Below are 19,927 nucleotides of genomic sequence, written 5' to 3'. Positions count from 1 at the left end.
TCCATATATTTGCTGTAATAGCGATAAATCTTAATGAACTCTTTAACATGTGACGACCGTTAAATTGAGTTTAGAATATGTCTAAATGTACAGTTTTTCCGAATGAGTATAGTAAATTCCAATTTCTTGAAGAAATTTTACGGACCACTCTGTATGAAGAGCATAGTACGGTATACTATTCCAAAAAAGGGGCTCCAACACATGAATAGCAAAACGAAATTATCTTGGTTAAAAGAAGGCTGTGCTGTACTGGCAGAAGCAGGACCAGATGAACTAACAATTGATGGACTTTGTAGGCGATTAAAGCTGACAAAAGGATCCTTTTACCATCATTTTAAAAATCGTAAAGATTATATTCATGCATTGCTCCAATTTTGGGAGGAAAACATGACTTTAAAATTGATAGATCTAAGCCAAAGGGAAGGGAGTGCCCGTGAACAACTCGATCGTCTCACTGAACTTGTAATTAATTTATTGGCAGAATCTTCACTTGAAGTAAACATACGAGCATGGGCTTCACACGATGAATTAGTTTATTCTTATCAACAACGTGTTGACATAGAAAGAAGGAACTCCGTCAAAGTATTATGTGATAATATTTATAAAGAAAATATAGATAGTGATTTGGTAGCAAAAATTTATTACACCCTGTTTATCGGATCACAACATTTATTTCCTCCATTAAATAAGAAGGAACTTACGCTTATATATAAAAACATAACACATATATTAGGCAATTAACTTCGAAGAATCAATCCAACTACTTGGAGCTGTGACAGATGAAGTGGGCCATATAGCAACTCAAGTGTTTGAGACTTTGAAACAAAAACATAAATCAATAACATAAGTATAGATGAATAAAACCAAAGCTTGATCACCGTAATGGGATCAAGCTTCTTTGTGATGTTAATCAAACAGCAAGTACCAATATATAGCTGTTTCTTCAACCTGTTGTACAGCTTTATAGAGACAAAAATCAAAACCACCGATGACAAATCCAAGGCTTTCGTAAAACTTACATGCTCGAACATTTGTATTTTGTGTCTCCAGCATAATACCAGATAAGCTTCTATCTAAAGCCCATTGTTTCACTTTTTCAACAAGCATTCTGCCAACTCCATGCCTTCGATATCGGCTGTCTACCTGCAGATCTTCGATATAAGCAAACTCATTCCAATTTCTCTTCACCATAACTTTTCCCGCCAGCCCACTTTCTACAAAGGCCAAAAAAATGATCTTATTTGGGTCATCGATATAAGCCAAATAATCTTTATCTGACATTTCTTCAGTTGGATCATCTTGATAACTTTTTGTATAACTTGGAAGTCCTTTGACTGTATAACTCACTTTTTGATTTTGTACAAACAATTCGAGAGCAGAATCTATTACAAAACTATCGTCTAAGTTGGCAAATTTGTTTTGATCCCCATTTACCATTTCCTTGATTACAATATCCATTTGTGCCTCCTGTAAATAAAAATAACTTGAAGTACACCACAGATACGGGGGAGCTCAGACTTAGCGGAAGACATATCTTTCGGTCAATCGAAAACCTTCCTTTTATGTTCCAGTTTTATATTATATGAAAACTACCTGTAATGAACAGAGGTAATGATGGTCAAAATATTAGATAAAACTATACTGCATCTTCTTTTTGTATTTCATCATTCAAATTGAATTTTACTTACGAATTAAGCATCCACATTATATCCCTATATCAATATAAAACAAACCACACTGATAAATATATTCATACCAATATAAAATAAATTGTAATATGATTGTGTTGGTCACAAAAATACAATCATCAAGGGGTTGTTTGCATGAAAAAAGTTACCATACTTATGTTTGCCCTTACACTATTAAGCACCTTTGTCTTACCCTACTCCTCTTTTGCTTCACCTCAAAAAACACATCATTCATCCCTTGTAGCACTAGGTGATTCCATTACATTTGGATACAATTTAGGGGATAATCAATCTCCATCTCCATATGCCTTTCCTTACTTAATGGGAGCCAATCTAAATAAGAAAGTTGAAAATTTAGGAGTCCCTGGTTGGACATCAGGCGACTTATTACAAGCTTTGCAGACCGAAAAATTTCAAACAGCAGTGGAACAAGCAAAAATTATCACGTTAGATATTGGAAGCAATGATATCTTAAGACTTGCCTCTCAATATGGATTATTAAATCCGGAAAACGCACAGAAACCAATTCAATTGACCCCAGAACAGCAAAAAGGATTTGAGCAAGCAACACAACAATTTGCTGAGAACTTGCCAATCATCATTCAGCACATTAAACAATTTGCACCTTCATCTAAAATTGTTTTATATAATTTGTACAATCCATTCCCATCTGCATCTATTTATCTACATCCTTTATCAGAATCGATGATCGGGCAACTCAATACCATCATCGAAAACAATGCAAATAAATTTCATTTAAAAGTAGCAGATGCACATGCTGCATTTGATGAACAGCAGTATACCTTAGTTCGCTTAGCGCAAAATGATGTTCATCCTACGATGGAGGGACAAAAAGTTTTAGCTCAATTAGGAGAGCAGATCCTTCATAAAAAACGGAAAGTACTAGCAAAACACGAATCATAATTAACTTACAGTTTTACGATAAAATGCTACTAGCTTATTCTTATTTTTTAACATTTTACACCCTCCGATTCACAGCGTAATCAGAGGGTGTTATTTCTAACTGCTAAGGTACACAAGCTAAGAAAGACTCGTTACGAAAGCCAACAGTTGAGGATGACTGCGCTTTACTTTTTGTACGGTCTTTCTAGCTGCCCATACACCATTTGCAGTTAGCATGTAGTAGTCGATTTCATCTTTTGTTGCCTTCTTAACCCACCCTCTCTTTTGCAATTCCGCAAGAGAACGGGGGGAGGCATCCTTGATTCTCCCAGCAGGAATCCACGTTCCCAATCTCAGCATTTGCGTCAAAATCAAGAAATGCGTGAAAACATAGACACTTGCTTGACCATCTGCTCTCTTTCTTTCTTTTACGAGACCTTGGTCACTCAATTCGGAAAGATAGTTACGGATTGCATAATCCTTCGTCTTACTGAGTTGAGCCTTAAGCTGAGCCACCGTGCAAGAACCCCGCTCCAAAGCATCCAAAATTTGCTGATCTACTGAATGCTCTGGGAATGGCTGATCCGCATAGATAGAAAGCGTAAAAGAACGAGGATCCGCAGTTGTTCCCTTCCCCGTCGCTTTTACTAGCCCTAGTTGGATCAATCCATCGATGAGACGGAAAATAGTGAATTTCGCTACTCCCACCTCCTGTGCAAGCTCTGATGCTCGTACCCAGCAGGCCTTTTTCTCCAATACTTGCAAAATCTTTTTCTGGTTGTAAAGGAGTGGAAGATTTTGATCCACAAAGCTAGGGAGAGTGGGATTTGGCGAATCAGTTGCACTGTTAGCGGAGGTGTAGTAATACCGATGACAATTTAGTCCTCCTCCAGTTACTTTAATCAGACCGAGATCACTGAGTACAGCGGCATTACGCCTGATCGTAACTTCTGATACTCCCAGTTCCTGTGCAAGCTCTGATGTTCGCAGGCTGATAGATTTCGCTTCCAATACCTGCAAAATCTTTTGTTGAGTAGGAGTCAGTCGAACTTCTTTGTTGTTCGTCGTATGCTTCACCAAAGTAATCTCCAACGAATTCGAAAACGTGCCATCTTTTTATATTCTATCACCTTTCAAATATCTTCTTCTATTGTTCTATCCCTTTTTACTGAAACAAAAAAGAATAGCAACGATGCTATCCTTTTTGTTCTGTTGTATGATTTGATTATATTTGTTTTTGTAAACGAAGGGAAAGTGCTCCACCTGCGACAAGTGCTGCTCCTAGTACGATTGCAGTGGGGTAAGAACTTGCAGTTTTGGGCAGTTTACCACCATTTGGCTTGGTCACTACTGGTATAGGAGTTTTACCGCCCGCGTCTGTTGCTGGTGGCGTTGTGTTTCCTCCATTATTGGTGGTTGGTGGTGTTGTCGTTCCACCGTTATCCGTTGTTGGTGGTGTTGTCGTTCCACCGTTATCCGTTGTTGGTGGAGTCGTTGTTCCTCCGTTATCTGTTGCTGGTGGTGTTGTCGTTCCACCATTATCCGATGCTGGCGGAACTTCGGTACAATTTGTCACCACGATTTCTTTGCTCCAGATAGAACCTTTGGGTTCAATCAAATGGAAAACATAGTGTCCTTCTTTCCCATTTTTATTTTGTGCAACATCATAGAAAATGCTGTGTACTTTTCCTTTTTCCAAAGCTGGGATTTCACCAGTTGCAATCTTTTCTCCTTCTTTTGGATTACCGTCTTTCGACCAGTATAGTTCATAATTTCCAGCTTTTTCGTCATTGCCACGTTCAACTGAAACGGTTACATCTAATTTTTTACAATCTCCACTGGCTTGTACTCCCCAGTTACATGCTAATGCAAGACTTGGTATTGCCAAAATAAGAGTAGCTGCAAATGCACCAGAAACAGCCTTTTTGAACATTTCGCAAATTCCTTCTTTCACATCATTCGTTTATTTTATTTGATAAGGATATTTCATATTGTAATAGATAAATATCTATTCGAATCCGCATAATAATGTACTTTTCTTGAATATTCGTTTAATAATAAAATTGATTTATACATTAAACAATAGATTATCATCCATTTTAAATTACCTTCTTCAGACAGAAACGATATTATAAGCATATTTCAGTTTAAAAATGACTATCTCAAATAAGGAAGGATTACATCGCAACATGTTCCATCTTTCGATAAGTGGCATTTAGGCATATTCAATATAAAAAGGGGTTGAAGGAATGATACCAAAACCTTTACGCAAAGGAGCTTATATTGGCATTGTGGCACCTTCGAGTTCTGTTGATCCCGATAAAACACACCAAGCAATCGATTATCTATATGATACTGGATATGTACCCATTCTCGGGGATGCTATCTTTGATCAAAATGGATTTTTAGCAGGAAACGATAAAGACCGCTTAGCGGATTTACATCGCATGTTTGCTGACCCTGAAATTGAAGCAATTCTCTGCTTGCGCGGAGGATATGGTTGTCTTAGGATCGTTGACCAGCTCGATTTTGGGCTTATTCGTCGTAATCCCAAATGGTTGATCGGTTATAGTGATATTACTACTTTACTTAATTCCATCTATCAAATAACCGGAATACCTACCATTCATGGTCCAATGTTAGCAGAATTACCCAAATCAGCAGGAGAAGATTGGTGGTTTGATCTGTGGCGATTACTTCGAAATCCTACGGGTAGTTATTCGTATCCTAAAACAAAAAAAGCCCACTGCCTTTTCCCTGGAAACGCAGTTGGGTCTATGATAGGAGGAAATTTGTCATTGCTAGTGGCGTCACTTGGGACTGCTTTTGAAATCGATACAGCAGGCCGTATTTTATTTATCGAAGAAGTGGGTGAAAATCCATATCGAATTGATCGCATGTTAACTCAACTTCGTTTAGCTGGTAAATTACAAGCTTGCAGTGGTATTGTATTTGGTGATTTTACCGAATGTCATGCTCCAGCAAACAAACCTAGCATACCTGTTAGGGAAATATTAACGGATCACATGCAGCGAGTTAGGAAACCGGCTTTTTACGGCTTGCCTGCTGGACATTCCTTACCTAATTATCCCATTCCCATCGGAGCAGAAGCCTTTGTTGATGCAAATGCTTGCTTCTGTATGGTATCCCTAACCAACTAGATCTTGTATTTTACCTATCTTCCCGTCTTCAAAATATTTTTTTAACAACCTCTCCTCTGGAATAAAACCCATCAATGTACCTGATTTATCCTTCAACTCAAAGACATGATAAGATTCTTTGTACCAGCGATCCATTAAAGAAGAAGTTATAATCGGTTGCTGCAACACGATACGACGTATGGGTACATCATGATTTATTCCATTATGATGACGATATAACAAAAAACGTAAATATTGAAGATGGTGTGATCGAAGGTGCTTTATATTTGTCATGAGTAAAAACAGAGAAATCGTAAACAAGGGAAAAGATGATGATAATCCCCATCCAATGAGACCTATAGTTAAAATAATACTCACCCAATAGGTAACCGTAATACACAAGCGGTAAGGCAGCACATAACTTAGCAATGCTTGAAGTACCCTTCCTCCATCCAAGGGATAGATTGGTACTAGGTTGAAGAGGGCAATGAACAAGTTTCCTTGAATAAAATAAGTAGTCCAAGCCTCACTCCACCAACCTAAATGAAAGGCGAGTAAACTAAACAATACCATCCAAACATGATGAAAGGGCCCTGCTAAGGCTACTACAATTTCTTCTTTAGCTGGAACTGTACCCCACTCATCTGTTTTTGCAACTCCTCCAATTGGCAGAAGCTCGATGGATTGAATTCGCCAACCATATGACCAAGCAGCTGCAACATGACCCAATTCATGAATGAAAACCAAGATACATAAAGTGATGATCTCTAGAAAATGCCCTGTCCAAACCGAAATAACTACTAACAACCAAAATGTTGGATGTAATCGAAATCTCTGAAATATAGCCATTTGCCCTACCTAAAAGGAATAATGCCAGTAGGATCGATAAATTGACCATTTTCTTGAAGAGCTACATAAACAAAATACTGATTACTGCGAGGAGTAACTTGACCAATTGTCTGACCTCTTTTTACTTTATCCTTCACTTTTAACTGAATCTTACCAAGAAATCCATACCATGTTTGTTTTCCATCTTCATGTTGAATAATTACTGTTTGCCCTATACCTGTTTTATTTCCTACAAAAGTAACCACACCCGTTTTTGCAGCTGTTATCGGCATTTTACCAGCAGTTTGAATGACGATACCTTTTCGTTGTTCATTGAAAGACAAAACTACTTTTCCCTTGACTGGGGCTGCCCATCTCTCTACTTGTTTTTTTTCACCTGAAAACACAGGCAGCAAAGTCGGTCGACTACCTACTACTTCTTGGTAAAAAGCACTTACTTTCTCATAAGGAATTTTCTGATTCCAAGCAGTAGATATCCATCTTTCTGTAGCTGGGTATCGGCTTCCTACAAGGGTAATCAAAAATAACATAGTTGCAGCTACCATTTGCATGAGAAACACATTTTGGGAATTGTTTTTTGCTTTTCCTTCTTGTGTATCTGTCCATTTTACAATGGATGACCTATCTATCTCATCAAACTTTTCTTTCGGCTCCCATGTAGGTGTTCGATTCATCGATTCTAATTTTCTTTCCAATGAGCGAATTTTTTGTTCTCTGTTTTTATTTAACTCATATCCCCAATCGGCCATTTGCTATCCCTACCTCTCACTGCTCGTACCAATTTGTACAATCATATGTCAGAGATGTCCTTCATATGCTCCTAGTGTACATCTTGAAAAGGAGGGTATGGTAAATGGCAAAAGTCCGCGACTGGGTACACAAAGTATGGACTTCCTCAGTAAAATGGTGCAAAACAAAATTACCAACAAAAAAATAGCTCCAATTGGAAGAGGCGACCTTGTAGGTCGCCTTTTTACACCAATATTTACAATTACAATTCCTTGTCTAATCCCAAGTAGTTGATTGGTGAAACCACTCATACGCTGCTTGTGCACGTTCCTGTAAAATCTCTTCATTCTCCCCCTCAACTACAAAAGAGGCGATATGATCAACTTGACTTACAGGGTCGTTATAATTTTGCCCAATCTTGCCTACTGATTTGTATTCAACTACAAAATCTGGTGGCTGACCAGTTGGCAGAGAGCGGAGGGTACCTTTGTGTGGAGGCAGAATCATCCATGCTGCTAAAATATCTGGATGTTTTTGTTTTTCCAACGAAGGAACAGGAACTGATTTACCACATTGTAATCGCAAAGAAGCCTCTAATAGATTTGCTCCAAATGCATGTTCATTCATTTGAGCTATCCGTCCGCCACCAGTTCGACTCGCGATTTCAACCAATATAATTTGATCATCAGGAGTATGAAACCATTCAGCATGAAAAGTGGTGAAATCGGGGGTGGCAAGACTTGCTAGCAACTTTTTGGTCATCTCTACTAATCTCTCAGCAATCCTGCTTGTAGGAGTTAATAAGTATGCACCTTGATAACTAGTAGTATGAAAATGCAGAGGAGCGTCATAGTATTTGGAAGCACTAATAAATTCTAGTTTTCCTTCTTGGACAATTCCATCAACATGATACACTTCGCCTTCTACAAACTTCTCTACTGCGATTTCCAAAGGAACACCTTTCTCTATGAATTGTGACAGCGCGGTTTTGTCTTCAAGTACACATGTTCCCGTTGAACCTCTGCCTAAAACAGGCTTGATGACCACTGGAAATTCATACTCTTTGACAAATTGGATGAGATCGAAAGAGGAGTGAATACGGCGGAATTTCGTTACTGGAATACCATTATCGCCAGCAACTTCTTTCATTCGCACTTTATCCCGATATTGTTCAGCGCTATCGGTACGCTGTCCTTGGAGGTCAAACCAATCTCGAATACTAGCGGCTCTTAAAATATCCATTTCTTTTAAAGCTATTACAGTATGGTATTGGTAAGTCTCATACAGTTCAATCGCCCGAAGTTCAACGTTACTATTTACGTCGTATGAGTCAAATGCTTCAATATAGGCGTATTTTTGTCTAGGGTAGCCGTCTACATATCTACGATCTGTGAGCAAAATTAGCTCTTCACCCAAGTCACCTAACAACTCATCATATGGACAATCTGCATGGGAAACTGCGTTTAAAATTAAGATACTCATTGGTTCCTCCTCTTTTTCTACATTTACGGAATTTTCTTCTAAAAACTCCTATCAATCCATCCTCCCCCATTATAATTATATCTTTTTGTAAATGCCAATCAATCAGTTATTTGTAATAAAGAATGAATTTTCTTTTTTAATCCTAAAAAAATACATTTTTGTACAATATTACCCTATATTGGAAATGCATTTTTTCCCAAATAAAAAACCCCCTTCGGGGTCAGTAGTTCAAGCAAATCCTAGCCATTTCTTCATTTTAACCAGCATATTTTGTTCTTTTTCCTGCACAAGCAAGGGAACCATTTCTCCCATGATGCGTCGTGCTACGTTGCGGTATGCCTTGCCAGCAAGAGAGGCACTATTCCATACCACTGGTTCCCCAGCATTTCCTGATCGGATCACATGTTCATCATCAGGAATTACGCCTAATAAATCTACCGATAAAATAGAAACAACTTCTTCTACATCCAAGATGCCTCCATCTTTCACTAGTTGTTTCCGAAAACGATTGATCACTAATTTTGGTGTTGCAATTCGTTCTTTTTCCAATAAACCAATTACTCTGTCGGCATCGCGGACAGCTGTATGCTCTGGAGTAGTTACAACAACCGCTTTATCTGCGCCTGCGATGGCATGTTGAAATCCGGATTCAATGCCAGCTGGACAATCGATAAGAATATAATCAAATTGATCCCGTAAATCAGCTATCAACCTGCGCAATTGGTTGGAAGTGATGGCACTTTTATCTTTCGTTTGCGCAGCTGGGAGTAAATACAATTCTTCACATCGCTTATCACGTATCAGAGCTTGATCCACTCTACAGGTTTCTTCGATAACATCGACAATATCATAAACAATTCGATTTTCCAAACCCATCAAGACATCTAGGTTTCGCAGACCAATATCTGTATCTATTAAACATACTTTTTTACCAATTAGCGCTAATGCAGTGCCTATGTTAGCAGAAGTAGTAGATTTTCCTACTCCTCCTTTTCCTGATGTTACAACAATACTTTCTCCCATTACTGGTCCTCCTCCCTAGCCAAATTTCCTACCGATCTCTTTCCATTCCATTTCAGGGCGAATATGACTGAGATGATTCATCTTATCTACTGCGATCTGTTCTTTGACTATATAGGCAAAACGCATGTGATTCTCGGATTCTTTCCACTCATCTGGTGGTCGTGAGATAATATTATGGATTCGAAGTTGTGTCGGTCGAAAAATAGAAGCGGCAATGATGACAGACTCGTCTCCATCACTTCCGGCATGAGCCAATCCACGGAGTGCACCTAAAATGAAAATATTGCCAGTTGATTGTACACAACCCCCTGGATTGACATCACCAAGTAATAATAAATCTCCTTGATGGGAAAGAACTTGTCCTGATCGAACAGTACCAGTAAGCATTTCCATCTTCCGAGGAGAGTCCAATAAATATGGTATACCATCAGATTCCAAGGTATGAATGTGAAGATTTTTTCGGGCTGAAAAAACTTCTCGTAAATCTTGTTCTTCACTTCTCGTAATCTGTCTTTTCCCCAACTTTATTTGCACTCTCATGTCAGGGCCATTCCAGATATGGGACGCATTTTCATGTAACAATTTATGTTTTAACTCATTAAGCACTATGGAAAAGGGGAGGCTATCATCTAAAAAGAAAAGAAGTCCATCTTTGGTACCTTTGATTAATACACTTGGTTTTACTACTTTAGCCATTCTAATCTCACCCCATCTCCATTATTCTTTCGCTATACCCTACTTTTTTCCTTCCTGTTCCTACTTATAGAGGAAAAAAACCCCGTTCTTTTAAACTAATAAATCGTTGGTCACCAATGATAATATGATCTAATAAGTCTATTCCCACTGTGATGGATGCTTGGTATAAAAGTTCTGTTACTTCGATATCTTCTCGACTAGGTGATGGGTCTCCACTCGGATGATTATGTACACATATGAAAGCAGAAGCACTCGCACTTATCGCTGCACGTAGAACTTCCCGAGGATGAACAACCGCCGCATCTAAACTTCCAATAAAGACACATTTCTTTTCAATAACACAATGTTTCGTATCCAAATAGATACAAACAAAATGTTCTTGTGTTAAATACCGCATCTCATCCATTACAAAACTTGCTACATCTTCTGGTGTTTGCATCCTCTGCTTCTCGACAGGTTGTACTCTGGTAAATCTCCTGCCCAACTCCAAGCCAGCCACTAACTGAATAGCTTTAGCTGGTCCTATTCCTTTCAATTGTGTCAGCTCTGCTAGGCTCATATTGGCAAGTCCTCTAAGACCTCCAGTTTTACTGAGCAAAGTCTCTGCGAGATGGGTAGCGGACAACCCTGCTGTACCAGTTCGCAGTAACAAAGCGATTAACTCTGCGTTAGAGAGGTATGCTTGTCCTAGACGCATCATCCTCTCTCTTGGACGTTCACCTGTTGGAAGATCCCGAATTAGCAACAACTAGCCCCCCTTAGCGCGTAAAGTCTGTCATTAAGTGATAGCCAAGTTGTCGAAACATTCGTTCTAGCAATGGAAGTGACAAACCTACTACATTGAAATAACATCCATCAATACGATCTACAAAACATGCACCATATGCTTGAATACCGTACGAACCAGCTTTATCCATAGGCTCTCTTGTACTCACATACCATGAAATATCTTGTTCGGATAAAGATCTCATCCACACATCCGTTTGCCGGAAATCTGTGATATGTTGTGTGATCTGTCCTTCTTCTACCACTACAAGTGAAATGCCAGTAAATACTTGATGTTTTCTGTTTGATAGTTGGCGAAGCATTGCTATTGCATGTTTCTCATCTACGGGCTTTCCAAGAATTTGACCATCGATCGAAACAACTGTATCAGCTCCAATTATGACAGCAGACGAAAAAGAGGTGGCAGCTACTGATCTTGCTTTGAGAAGTGCCAACTCCATAACCAGTTGTTCAGGTTCAGTAAGCTCGATCAGTGATTCATCCACGGAACTAGTAACAATTTCAAACGACAGCGATAATTGCTCCAAAAGCTCCTTCCTACGAGGTGAGGAAGAGGCGAGAATAAGCTGAGTCAAGCCAGTGATTCCTCCTAAGGGAAACAAAAATGGGAATATACGTACTGTACTATTCTACAATATTTTGGTGAACTCCTGCAAAGTAAGAAAGTAAAGAAAAACCTATCCAAAAATACTCAAAGATATGGATAAAGGGATAGCTTTCTTTATGGAGATAAAATAAAACGGAAAAAATTTCTTATCCTCTAGAAAATAATTTTTGTTTCTAGAAATATTTTATCATTATTTTCACAAAAAATCACGCAACCATCATCATTTGTTTCCCTTCAGGGAATAGAGAAGATGTTCATAAGCCGTGATATAACGAACAAGACCTTCTTGAATAAACCAAGCAAGTGTATCATTTGGATGCTTTGAAAATTCTATCGCCCCTTGAACGGATTGATCCAAACCTCTAGCTAGCTCCATCATTGCAGCACGTGTTCCAGCAGGATAAAGATTTGATTGCTGATTTGATTGCTGATTTGCTTTCATAAAAGCCATCTGTTTTTCTTTTAAGTTACTCGGTATATGAATCTTCTGTCCTTTTGTAATACTTGTAACGGAAATAGCTTGCAACTCGGTAAATAACTGATTTCCCATTTTCAATGTTTCAACTAATCCTTCCATTTTAGGACCTTTTCCAGCGAGGGTCTGATCTTTCACAAAGACGGTAATCCCTTTTGCAGCATATCGCTGTTTTAACAGCTGGGCACTTGTTTTATTCACTGCCACCCCAAGATAAATCCGAAATGGTGCTTGATCAGACATAACAGCTGCAAACCCGTTGGTTCGATACTTTTCTGCTACTTTGGTTGCACTACTTTTAGATTGATAGTTACCAGCTTGTAAAAGAGAAACTTGTAGTTTGGGTAGATTGATGCTCACAGGAATAGAAGCTACCGGTTTTTGTTTCACTGGTTCTTGAACAGTAGGTGCTTTATCGGAAGATGTTACCGGTAAATGAGCATCTATACTATTGCTGTTTGTATTAGGATGATCAGAGAAAAACAATGCTAATACAGAAAAACCCATTACTGTCCCCACAAGAAGAGCACCAGCGATCGATATAAATAGATGAACCAATTTTCGCTGATCTTTTTTCTCACGTGCAAATGGCTTTCCAGGAGATGCCCAGTCGATCACATTCTTTTTCTCTTCTTCCATTGGAAATGGTATAACTCGTGGTTTTGTATTTGGCTTTGAATCCGATTTTCCGGTTTTTTTTGTCTGTATTTTTACATTTGATTCAAAGGAGTCTCTATTCTTCTTTTCGGCTATATTTGCATGTACTTTTGTCCCTATTTTTACTTCCATTTCATCTACCCTCTCTCAAAACGTGTTACTAGAGTATATGAACTGATAGAATTGATAGAACAACTTCGCTGGAAAAAAGATGGTTTAACTGTTCCCCAAATAAATAAGAACTAAACGATCCAAAGGCGAGATGAGGACCAAATGGCAATGCATATTTTCGCATGCCTATCTTTTTTCGAAATGAGACAATTGTTAGGTAGATGAGCCCACTAATAGAAGCCAACCAAATCGCCAACAATACACTCTGCCAATTCATCAACAGGGCACACATCGCCATTAACTTTGCATCTCCTTGCCCCAAACGATTGGTAGTCTTCGCCAAAAGAAATAAAAGAAGAAAAATAGAGATACTGCCTACTAGTTTGGATGATAGTTCAGAAGGGTTCCAAACTAACTGGATCCCAGCAATGACTAACGATCCGCTGATCGTTAACTGATCTAAAATATAGCCAGTATGCCAATCTATCCAGCCAATCAGTAATAAAAGAAAGAGAAAAATCATTGCTAGCATAACTTCCCAAAAAAAGGAGAATCGAAATACAATCATCCCTCCAGCTAAACTAGCAATAACACCTAAAAAGATGGAAACATCTTTGGTGTTAGAAAGCGGAATTTTACGATAAACCAGCAATCTTTTTCCTATCCATGGCAAATGAAAACCTAGAAGACCACTGCATAGAACAGTAATCAGCAGATAAAAAACTTCCAATTTTATCATTCATTTCTATTTTTTGAGATTATCATATCAAAAAAGCAACTCTTTTTGATAGAGTTGCTTTCCTAATTTTTATTCGGTCGCTAGTTTGCCAGAACTTGCTGCTCGCTCATTCCCCATCAGGGAAACACAGATAAATGCCATAACAGCTGGAACAATCGCCCATGTAAAATAAAAACCACCAATGTACGGTGGTGAATTTTACGGGTTGGGGCAACATTATGTTGCTGCCCCGGCTACTAATACATTTACATGTATCAGTAGCGGTTTCATCCCTAGCCCTCAAGGAGCTGCTTCAGGGATTCGATGTCTCCCTCCGGGACGAGTACCTTCGCTCCGACCTTCTCGCTGATCTTCTCAGCGGCCATCGCGACCCGCCCCACCTTGTTGGTGAGGGGCTTGTCATCGTTCTGCCTGGCGGTCTTGGATGCTTCGGTGCAGAAGGTCAGAGCACGCGTGAGCAGCTTCTGAACTTCCGGGAGCTGATCGATTCGACGCTCCTCCCGAGCCGCGTCGGTCCGGTACACAGCGAACACCTCAGGGGTGTGATTCTCGACCACAGGTCCTCCAAAGGATTAGGTTATATCGATTGTAACATGATTCTCGGCAGAGTCATAGATCATTTTCTAAATGTCCACTTAATAAGAAGTTATCAGATCAACTAACTCTGTTCATGTTAATCGAAAAAAGGAATTATTTCCCCTTCCCTACTATCTGCTTCACATCTGCTGCAATTTGCTTGACATCTGGTTTTAACCCATCATAAAACTTGCGAACTTTCCCGGTTTGATCTACTAAGTAAAACTGCGATGGGTGATTATAGAGCACCGTATTGGGATCATTGCTTTCCACTTTACTGATCTGACCTTTAAAAGCATCTTTTCCTAACTTCTGAATATCTGTAAATGAGTATCCTGTGAGAAAATACCAGTTTGTCAAATTGGCTCCATGATCTTGTCCAAATTTTTTCAAGACGTCTGGTTTATCATATTCCGGATTGACCGTAAAGGAGACCATTGTTGCAGGTATGCCTTCTTTTTCAATTTCTTTTTGCACCTTTGCTAAATTTGCGGTCATAGGCGGACAAATATTAGGACAGCGAGTGAAAAGAAAATGGGTTAGCCAAACTTTCCCTTTCAGGGTATCATTCGTAACTGTTTTTCCATTTTGATCCGTTGCTTGAAACTTGGGAACTTGCCAATTTAAACTGGTTACATCATTTTGTGCTGTCTGCTTAGGAACATCGCTGGCTGGTTTGGAACAACCAATTAGAACACTAAAGATAAGTACAATGAAACAAACCCATTTTAAACTTTTATGTACCAAGGTAATATCCTCCCTTGTTGAACTTTACCATCCTTCACCTTACCATAGGTGCCCAGATAACTCAATTTTACCTGACATCTCAAACAAAAAGCCGACATATATGCTATGTCGGACATCCTACGATGAACTAGGCTCAAAGGTGTCTAGATCATTTTTTGTTCAAGCAGAATAATGCTATTTTGCAATCTTATTCAGTTCTTCTACCAAGCCATGAGATACACGCCAGATATCACCTGCACCCATCGTAAATACCAAATCACCCGCTTTACAATGGGTCATAAGATGATCGATCACCTGAATATGCTCTGCTAGAAATATCGTATTGGGATTGCTGTTTTCTTTGATTAATTCTGCCAAACGTTCTGCACTTACACCAGGGATAGGAGCTTCACCGGCTGGTGCATATAGTGTATTGATAATTACTTCATCTGCCTCAGCAAAAGACTCACTAAATTCTTTCATCAGCAGATGTGTACGAGAATAACGCTGTGGTTGGAAAACGACAACAATTCTACGATTTAGTGCTTTTGCTGCTTTTAGTGTTGCCGCGATCTCCGTTGGATGGTGTGCATAGTCATCAACTACTAGAACTTGATTTACTTCTCCAATGATTTGAAAACGACGTTTCGCTCCTTGAAATTGATACAGAGCAGCTGCAATTTCATCAAATGACAGACCAAGTGTAAGACTCGCAATCACAACGGCAAGAGCATTTAATACATTGTGTTTACCAGGTTTTTGTAAGGTCACTTTGCCTAATCGCTCTTCTCCTTGATAAACGGCAAATGAAATGAGATGTCCTTCTGGCTTTATCTCTTTTGCCATATAATCCGCAGGATGGTCAATGCCATAAGTGATCACATTACTGGTCAATTGAGGTGCAATGCTGCGAACATGCGCATCATCCCAGCCAATAATTGCTGTGCCTTCAGGTCGTACTTGATTGATAAATTCTACATAGGCTTGTTTTAACTTCTCAAAATCATTATCATAATTTTCCAAGTGATCAGCTTCAATGTTGGTAACAATTGCCAGATGAGGTTGATACGCTAAAAAAGACCCGTCACTCTCATCCGCTTCTGCCACAACATAGTCGCTCTTGCCTGCTTTGGCATTCGATTTTAGCCCAACAATCTCCCCGCCTATGATATAGGTTGGATCTACATCACAGATTTCCAGTGTTTGAGCTAACATTGAAGAAGTGGTTGTCTTCCCATGTGCCCCTGCTACCGCTATCCCCTTCTTGCTGTTTAGCAATTCAGCAAGCATTTCGGAACGATGATAGGTTGGAATTCTTCTCTTTGTGGCTTCCACTAATTCCACATTATCGGCTGCGATACTGGTGGAATAAACAATTTTGTCTGCTCCGATCACATTCTCCGCTCGGTGGCCGATCGTAACAGTTGCACCTCGATCCATAAGTTTCTCCACAAGGGCATTTTTCTCCACGTCAGAACCAGATACTTCATATTCCAAGTCAAGCAAAACACGAGCAATCGCGCTCATGCCGTAGCCACCTATACCGATAAAATGGACATGCTGTTTTGTCAAATTCATCCCATCCTCTCTTATGTCTACATAAATAGTGGTCTAATTTGGGCGATCAAATATAGTGAACCTGCAACCACAATCATATCATCTGGTCCTGCTTGCGCTTGGACGGTTTGCAGTGCCTGTTCGGCAGATGCAATAGCTTCTACAGATTGGTTCGGATTTTGAGCTAAAATGATATCCATCAAATTCTTTGCTGTCCGACTACGCTTTTGATTCGATACTTCTGTAGTTACAATATGATAGGCAAGCGGGAGAAGTGGCTGTATCATTTCTGATTCTTTTTCTTTCATCATGGCAAAGACAACAAATAACTTTTCATATGTATAATGATTACGTAGGGTATCCGCTAAGGCCCTTACCCCAGATGCATTATGTGCTCCATCCAGTAAAACGATTGGATGCCTGCTAACTTCTTCCATACGTCCCGGCCAAGTTGCTTTTGCCAGTCCTTTTTCCAAATGACTTGTTTCTACAATGGTCGCATACTGACTACATAGAATGGAAATCGCCATGATAGCTGCCCCTGCATTCGCGAGTTGATGCTTCCCTTTTAACTGGATGCAAAATTTTTCTTCTAACATTTTGCTGGTAAAATGGAAGGATTGCCCCTTCTCATCATGTGAAATAGCTTGAACATCAAAATCTTTGCCGAATGCATAAAATTTGCTATGTCTTTCATTCGCCACCTTTTCCAAAACTGTTAGTCCTTCTTCGCCTTTCGTACTGGTCACTACTGGTACTCCAGACTTAATAATCCCCGCTTTTTCTAAAGCGATCTCCTCGATGGTAGAACCTAGAAACTCCATATGATCACGATCAATCTCTGTAATGATACTGACTAATGGATAAACTACATTGGTTGAATCCAATCGCCCACCTAGACCAGTTTCCATAATGGTAAACCAAGGGGTTGCTTCATATGCAAAATAACAAAGTGCAATCAATGTCCAATATTCAAATTCTGTTGGAGGCTCGTCCATCTTTTCTACGATAGGACGAAGGCGTTCCGTCCAGCGAATCAACTCTTGTTCCGGAATTCCTTCTCCATTTAATTGAATACGGTCACTCCAATGCGTAAGTTCTGGAGAGGTGAAAAGTCCTACCGAATAACCTGCCTCTTGTAATACACTCGATAGCATTGCTGCTACAGAACCTTTCCCATTGGTTCCTGCAATATGGATCACCTTTAAACGTCTTTCGGGGTGACCCAACTCTTCCAATACATGTTCCATTCGCTCTAACCCTGGACGTATTTTTGCAGGAGTATGACTTGACAACCAATTCCAGACATCATTTGCTGTTTGCAACATACCTTTGGCTTCCTCCTTAGAAAACTTCTCGTTGTTCATTTTGCACGGTAGAAGATTATTCGTCAATATATAGAGGCAGGAGAACAGTCCTAGCTCTCATAGATTAAGTTTGTAAATTTGCAATTATCGCTTCTATTTTGCACGTTTTTATTTATAAGTTTCTCCCCTTTTTTTTACCAGTATTTATCCCATTTCAGTCCGATGTACTTTAGTTCAATAAATTAATGCGTCACTCCTTTATATAAATAAAAAAGCCTTTTCATCTCAAAGGACGAAAAGACTGGTTTCGCGGTGCCACCTTTGTTCACAAACAAATAAAAAGTTTGTGCACTCATCATGATAACGGACATCATCCGATCTTTCCTACTTCTTTCAGAAAGACAGTTCAAGGGCGACATTCAGCAATCTTTTATCGAAAACCTCACAGCCAAGGGTTCTCTTCTCTTTATAAAAGGGGATGCTTACTCTTCCCTATCCTCACTTGTTGGTAATATTATATACAACTTTCTCCATAACTGCTACTAGCTATTCATTATTATCTTATGTTATTCCAAAGGTACCTTTAATCGTTTCAATCATTCTTGAAGGATCGGCTAAAAAGGTAATAAATAAGATCGTACAAAGCATTAAAATAGCAAGCAAAACAATAAACAGCAAGCCTCGATAAAACTTTTTAGCAAAGGATTTGACCATTTCCAAAAAACTCGCTCCTCCCTCATATTAAAGTCTCTACGAGTATTTTTGTTTTTCTCTTCTATCGCACTTCGCAGATATTTTCCACATTGTAAATCCCAAAAACCAATGTAATATACTTTATACTCGCTTTCAACCCTAAAGGGTGAACATTCCATGTTGAAAACAAAAAACAGCATTCAGTTCTATCTATATATAAAAAATATATTTACTTTTAACATGTAAAGGTTTACAATTTTTAAATATTACCTCACATCTTGTCTATTAAAAAGGTTCGAATCTAAACTTAATTATATGATTTATTTCAGACAAAATGCGAGAGAAATTAATTTCCTTTTTTATCTTCGGTCCATACAGCTTATTATCATCTACATTCAACTCACTAGACTCAATCTTCAAATGTGTTCGTAATACCCTCTATTTTCAACACTAGTAAAAAAATAAAATAGGAGTGAAATTATTGCATTACTTTCAATTACAAAAATCTGCTTTTCATTCTTTGAAGGGACGATGGGGATTTGTATACCTTTGCCTTTTGATCTTCTTCTTCTTATATGCTCCCCTGATGCTTATCGGTGAACTTGTCAATCTTTATAGTTTATTCACTTATGGAATGCCAATTGAACAACCTATCTGGTACACAGTTTTGGATATTGCTACATCCCTTGTCTTAATGAGCACTCTTTCCTTTGGATTAACCTTTGTCTTTTTATCCATTTCACGTAATGAATCTGTTCACGTCCGGTATTTATTTATCTTTCTAAAAAATGGAAAACAGATATTCCGAGCAATTCGAGGGACTATTGTCCCTAGTATTTATATTCTGCTATGGTGCTTACTTTTGATCATTCCTGGTATTTATAAAGCATACTGCTATGCTATGACCCCATATATATTGGTTGATCATCCCGAATTAAATGTCAGACAAGCAATGAAAAAGAGTATACAAATCATGCATGGACATAAATGGCATTATTTTGTCCTAAGTTTGTCCTTTATCGGCTGGGGCATCCTCTGTATTCTTACATTGGGAATCGGATATTTCTGGCTCATTCCTGTCATCCATGTAACAAATGCGAAATTTTATTTGAAGGTCAGCGGACAACAATAGATAGATAAAACCCGCCCTAACATAACCGGGCGGGTTTGTTGTGTCCATCTA

At 38.9% G+C, this 19,927-nt stretch carries 21 protein-coding genes and 1 other annotated feature; of the genes, 4 read left to right on the top strand and 17 right to left on the bottom strand.

The window, feature by feature from the left end; genetic code table 11:
• The first annotated feature begins 201 nt into the window (after window positions 1-201).
• On the top strand, window positions 202-741 hold the full coding sequence (locus tag MK805_RS03650) for a TetR/AcrR family transcriptional regulator (RefSeq protein ID WP_240873834.1): 540 nt from the start codon (window positions 202-204) through the stop codon (window positions 739-741).
• Window positions 742-906: 165 nt separating this feature from the next.
• Here MK805_RS03650 and MK805_RS03645 read toward each other — a convergent pair whose 3' ends face one another.
• Window positions 907-1,458 (bottom strand): GNAT family N-acetyltransferase, encoded by a 552-nt coding sequence (locus MK805_RS03645; RefSeq protein WP_240873833.1) that lies wholly within the window; start codon window positions 1,456-1,458, stop codon window positions 907-909.
• A 365-nt stretch (window positions 1,459-1,823) separates the two neighbouring features.
• On the opposite strand from MK805_RS03645, the gene MK805_RS03640 reads away from it, so the two are divergent.
• On the top strand, window positions 1,824-2,612 hold the full coding sequence (locus tag MK805_RS03640; RefSeq protein ID WP_240873832.1) for an SGNH/GDSL hydrolase family protein: 789 nt from the start codon (window positions 1,824-1,826) through the stop codon (window positions 2,610-2,612).
• A gap of 117 nt (window positions 2,613-2,729) precedes the next feature.
• Here MK805_RS03640 and MK805_RS03635 read toward each other — a convergent pair whose 3' ends face one another.
• Window positions 2,730-3,668 (bottom strand): DeoR family transcriptional regulator, encoded by a 939-nt coding sequence (locus tag MK805_RS03635; RefSeq protein WP_240873831.1) that lies wholly within the window; start codon window positions 3,666-3,668, stop codon window positions 2,730-2,732.
• A gap of 148 nt (window positions 3,669-3,816) precedes the next feature.
• Entirely contained in the window at window positions 3,817-4,524 is a 708-nt protein-coding gene (locus MK805_RS03630) for an LPXTG cell wall anchor domain-containing protein (RefSeq protein WP_240873830.1), read from the bottom strand.
• Window positions 4,525-4,840: 316 nt separating this feature from the next.
• On the opposite strand from MK805_RS03630, the gene MK805_RS03625 reads away from it, so the two are divergent.
• Window positions 4,841-5,752, top strand: coding sequence for a S66 peptidase family protein (locus tag MK805_RS03625; RefSeq protein WP_240873829.1), 912 nt, complete (start codon window positions 4,841-4,843; stop codon window positions 5,750-5,752).
• Here MK805_RS03625 and MK805_RS03620 read toward each other — a convergent pair.
• The 14 genes from MK805_RS03620 to MK805_RS03555 form a co-directional block, all read right to left on the bottom strand.
• On the bottom strand, window positions 5,741-6,580 hold the full coding sequence (locus tag MK805_RS03620; protein WP_240873828.1) for a M50 family metallopeptidase: 840 nt from the start codon (window positions 6,578-6,580) through the stop codon (window positions 5,741-5,743). The two genes, MK805_RS03625 and MK805_RS03620, sit on opposite strands and share 12 nt — an antisense overlap.
• A 5-nt stretch (window positions 6,581-6,585) precedes the next feature.
• A complete protein-coding gene (locus tag MK805_RS03615) occupies window positions 6,586-7,329 on the bottom strand; it encodes a M23 family metallopeptidase (RefSeq protein WP_240873827.1) in 744 nt (247 codons plus the stop codon).
• 256 nt (window positions 7,330-7,585) lie between these two features.
• Window positions 7,586-8,791 carry an ATP-grasp domain-containing protein gene (locus MK805_RS03610; RefSeq protein WP_240873826.1) on the bottom strand — a complete coding sequence of 402 codons (1,206 nt, stop codon included), beginning with the start codon at window positions 8,789-8,791 and terminating at the stop codon, window positions 7,586-7,588.
• A gap of 228 nt (window positions 8,792-9,019) precedes the next feature.
• Window positions 9,020-9,814: a septum site-determining protein MinD gene (minD, locus tag MK805_RS03605; RefSeq protein WP_240873825.1), complete on the bottom strand. Its 795-nt coding sequence runs from the start codon at window positions 9,812-9,814 to the stop codon at window positions 9,020-9,022.
• A 15-nt stretch (window positions 9,815-9,829) separates the two neighbouring features.
• The gene (locus MK805_RS03600; protein WP_240873824.1) at window positions 9,830-10,510 is read right to left on the bottom strand and encodes a septum site-determining protein MinC; all 681 of its coding nucleotides are present in this window, start codon (window positions 10,508-10,510) and stop codon (window positions 9,830-9,832) included.
• A gap of 64 nt (window positions 10,511-10,574) precedes the next feature.
• Window positions 10,575-11,255: a RadC family protein gene (gene radC, locus MK805_RS03595; RefSeq protein ID WP_275092322.1), complete on the bottom strand. Its 681-nt coding sequence runs from the start codon at window positions 11,253-11,255 to the stop codon at window positions 10,575-10,577.
• Window positions 11,256-11,268: 13 nt separating this feature from the next.
• Complete coding sequence (locus tag MK805_RS03590) at window positions 11,269-11,871, bottom strand: Maf family protein (protein WP_240873822.1); 603 nt, start codon at window positions 11,869-11,871, stop codon at window positions 11,269-11,271.
• Between the two features lie 252 nt (window positions 11,872-12,123).
• Window positions 12,124-13,167, bottom strand: a complete 1,044-nt coding sequence (locus tag MK805_RS03585) for a hypothetical protein (RefSeq protein WP_240873821.1) — start codon at window positions 13,165-13,167, stop codon at window positions 12,124-12,126.
• 28 nt (window positions 13,168-13,195) lie between these two features.
• Window positions 13,196-13,885 (bottom strand): prepilin peptidase, encoded by a 690-nt coding sequence (locus tag MK805_RS03580; protein WP_240873820.1) that lies wholly within the window; start codon window positions 13,883-13,885, stop codon window positions 13,196-13,198.
• Between the two features lie 272 nt (window positions 13,886-14,157).
• A complete protein-coding gene (locus tag MK805_RS03575; RefSeq protein ID WP_240873819.1) occupies window positions 14,158-14,442 on the bottom strand; it encodes a hypothetical protein in 285 nt (94 codons plus the stop codon).
• Between the two features lie 133 nt (window positions 14,443-14,575).
• The gene (locus MK805_RS03570) at window positions 14,576-15,208 is read right to left on the bottom strand and encodes an SCO family protein (protein ID WP_240873818.1); all 633 of its coding nucleotides are present in this window, start codon (window positions 15,206-15,208) and stop codon (window positions 14,576-14,578) included.
• A gap of 174 nt (window positions 15,209-15,382) precedes the next feature.
• On the bottom strand, window positions 15,383-16,765 hold the full coding sequence (murC, locus tag MK805_RS03565) for a UDP-N-acetylmuramate--L-alanine ligase (RefSeq protein WP_240873817.1): 1,383 nt from the start codon (window positions 16,763-16,765) through the stop codon (window positions 15,383-15,385).
• Window positions 16,766-16,782: 17 nt separating this feature from the next.
• Window positions 16,783-18,072 carry a bifunctional folylpolyglutamate synthase/dihydrofolate synthase gene (locus tag MK805_RS03560; protein ID WP_240873816.1) on the bottom strand — a complete coding sequence of 430 codons (1,290 nt, stop codon included), beginning with the start codon at window positions 18,070-18,072 and terminating at the stop codon, window positions 16,783-16,785.
• 264 nt (window positions 18,073-18,336) lie between these two features.
• Window positions 18,337-18,559 (bottom strand) — a binding site (T-box leader).
• Window positions 18,560-18,612: 53 nt separating this feature from the next.
• On the bottom strand, window positions 18,613-18,771 hold the full coding sequence (locus MK805_RS03555) for a hypothetical protein (protein ID WP_240873815.1): 159 nt from the start codon (window positions 18,769-18,771) through the stop codon (window positions 18,613-18,615).
• Window positions 18,772-19,225: 454 nt separating this feature from the next.
• Here MK805_RS03555 and MK805_RS03550 point away from each other — a divergent pair, with 454 nt between their 5' ends.
• A complete protein-coding gene (locus tag MK805_RS03550; protein ID WP_240873814.1) occupies window positions 19,226-19,876 on the top strand; it encodes a DUF975 family protein in 651 nt (216 codons plus the stop codon).
• The last annotated feature ends 51 nt before the right edge of the window (window positions 19,877-19,927 follow it).

Origin of the sequence: Shimazuella soli (assembly GCF_022511585.1) — a bacterium.
GTDB lineage: Bacteria > Bacillota > Bacilli > Thermoactinomycetales > Thermoactinomycetaceae > Shimazuella > Shimazuella soli.
The sequence above is the reverse complement of the archived record's forward strand: the minus strand, read 5'-3'. Positions and strand labels throughout refer to the sequence as shown.

Coding starts and splice junctions, on each gene's coding strand:
- MK805_RS03610 (WP_240873826.1), bottom strand. CDS start 8,791: ATGAGTATCTTAATTTTAAACGCAGTTTCCCATGCAGATTGTCCATAT.
- MK805_RS03630 (WP_240873830.1), bottom strand. CDS start 4,524: ATGTTCAAAAAGGCTGTTTCTGGTGCATTTGCAGCTACTCTTATTTTG.
- MK805_RS03650 (WP_240873834.1), top strand. CDS start 202: ATGAATAGCAAAACGAAATTATCTTGGTTAAAAGAAGGCTGTGCTGTA.
- MK805_RS03585 (WP_240873821.1), bottom strand. CDS start 13,167: ATGGAAGTAAAAATAGGGACAAAAGTACATGCAAATATAGCCGAAAAG.
- murC (WP_240873817.1), bottom strand. CDS start 16,765: ATGAATTTGACAAAACAGCATGTCCATTTTATCGGTATAGGTGGCTAC.
- MK805_RS03645 (WP_240873833.1), bottom strand. CDS start 1,458: ATGGATATTGTAATCAAGGAAATGGTAAATGGGGATCAAAACAAATTT.
- MK805_RS03615 (WP_240873827.1), bottom strand. CDS start 7,329: ATGGCCGATTGGGGATATGAGTTAAATAAAAACAGAGAACAAAAAATT.
- MK805_RS03640 (WP_240873832.1), top strand. CDS start 1,824: ATGAAAAAAGTTACCATACTTATGTTTGCCCTTACACTATTAAGCACC.
- MK805_RS03560 (WP_240873816.1), bottom strand. CDS start 18,072: ATGTTGCAAACAGCAAATGATGTCTGGAATTGGTTGTCAAGTCATACT.
- MK805_RS03620 (WP_240873828.1), bottom strand. CDS start 6,580: ATGGCTATATTTCAGAGATTTCGATTACATCCAACATTTTGGTTGTTA.
- MK805_RS03625 (WP_240873829.1), top strand. CDS start 4,841: ATGATACCAAAACCTTTACGCAAAGGAGCTTATATTGGCATTGTGGCA.
- MK805_RS03600 (WP_240873824.1), bottom strand. CDS start 10,510: ATGGCTAAAGTAGTAAAACCAAGTGTATTAATCAAAGGTACCAAAGAT.
- minD (WP_240873825.1), bottom strand. CDS start 9,814: ATGGGAGAAAGTATTGTTGTAACATCAGGAAAAGGAGGAGTAGGAAAA.
- MK805_RS03580 (WP_240873820.1), bottom strand. CDS start 13,885: ATGATAAAATTGGAAGTTTTTTATCTGCTGATTACTGTTCTATGCAGT.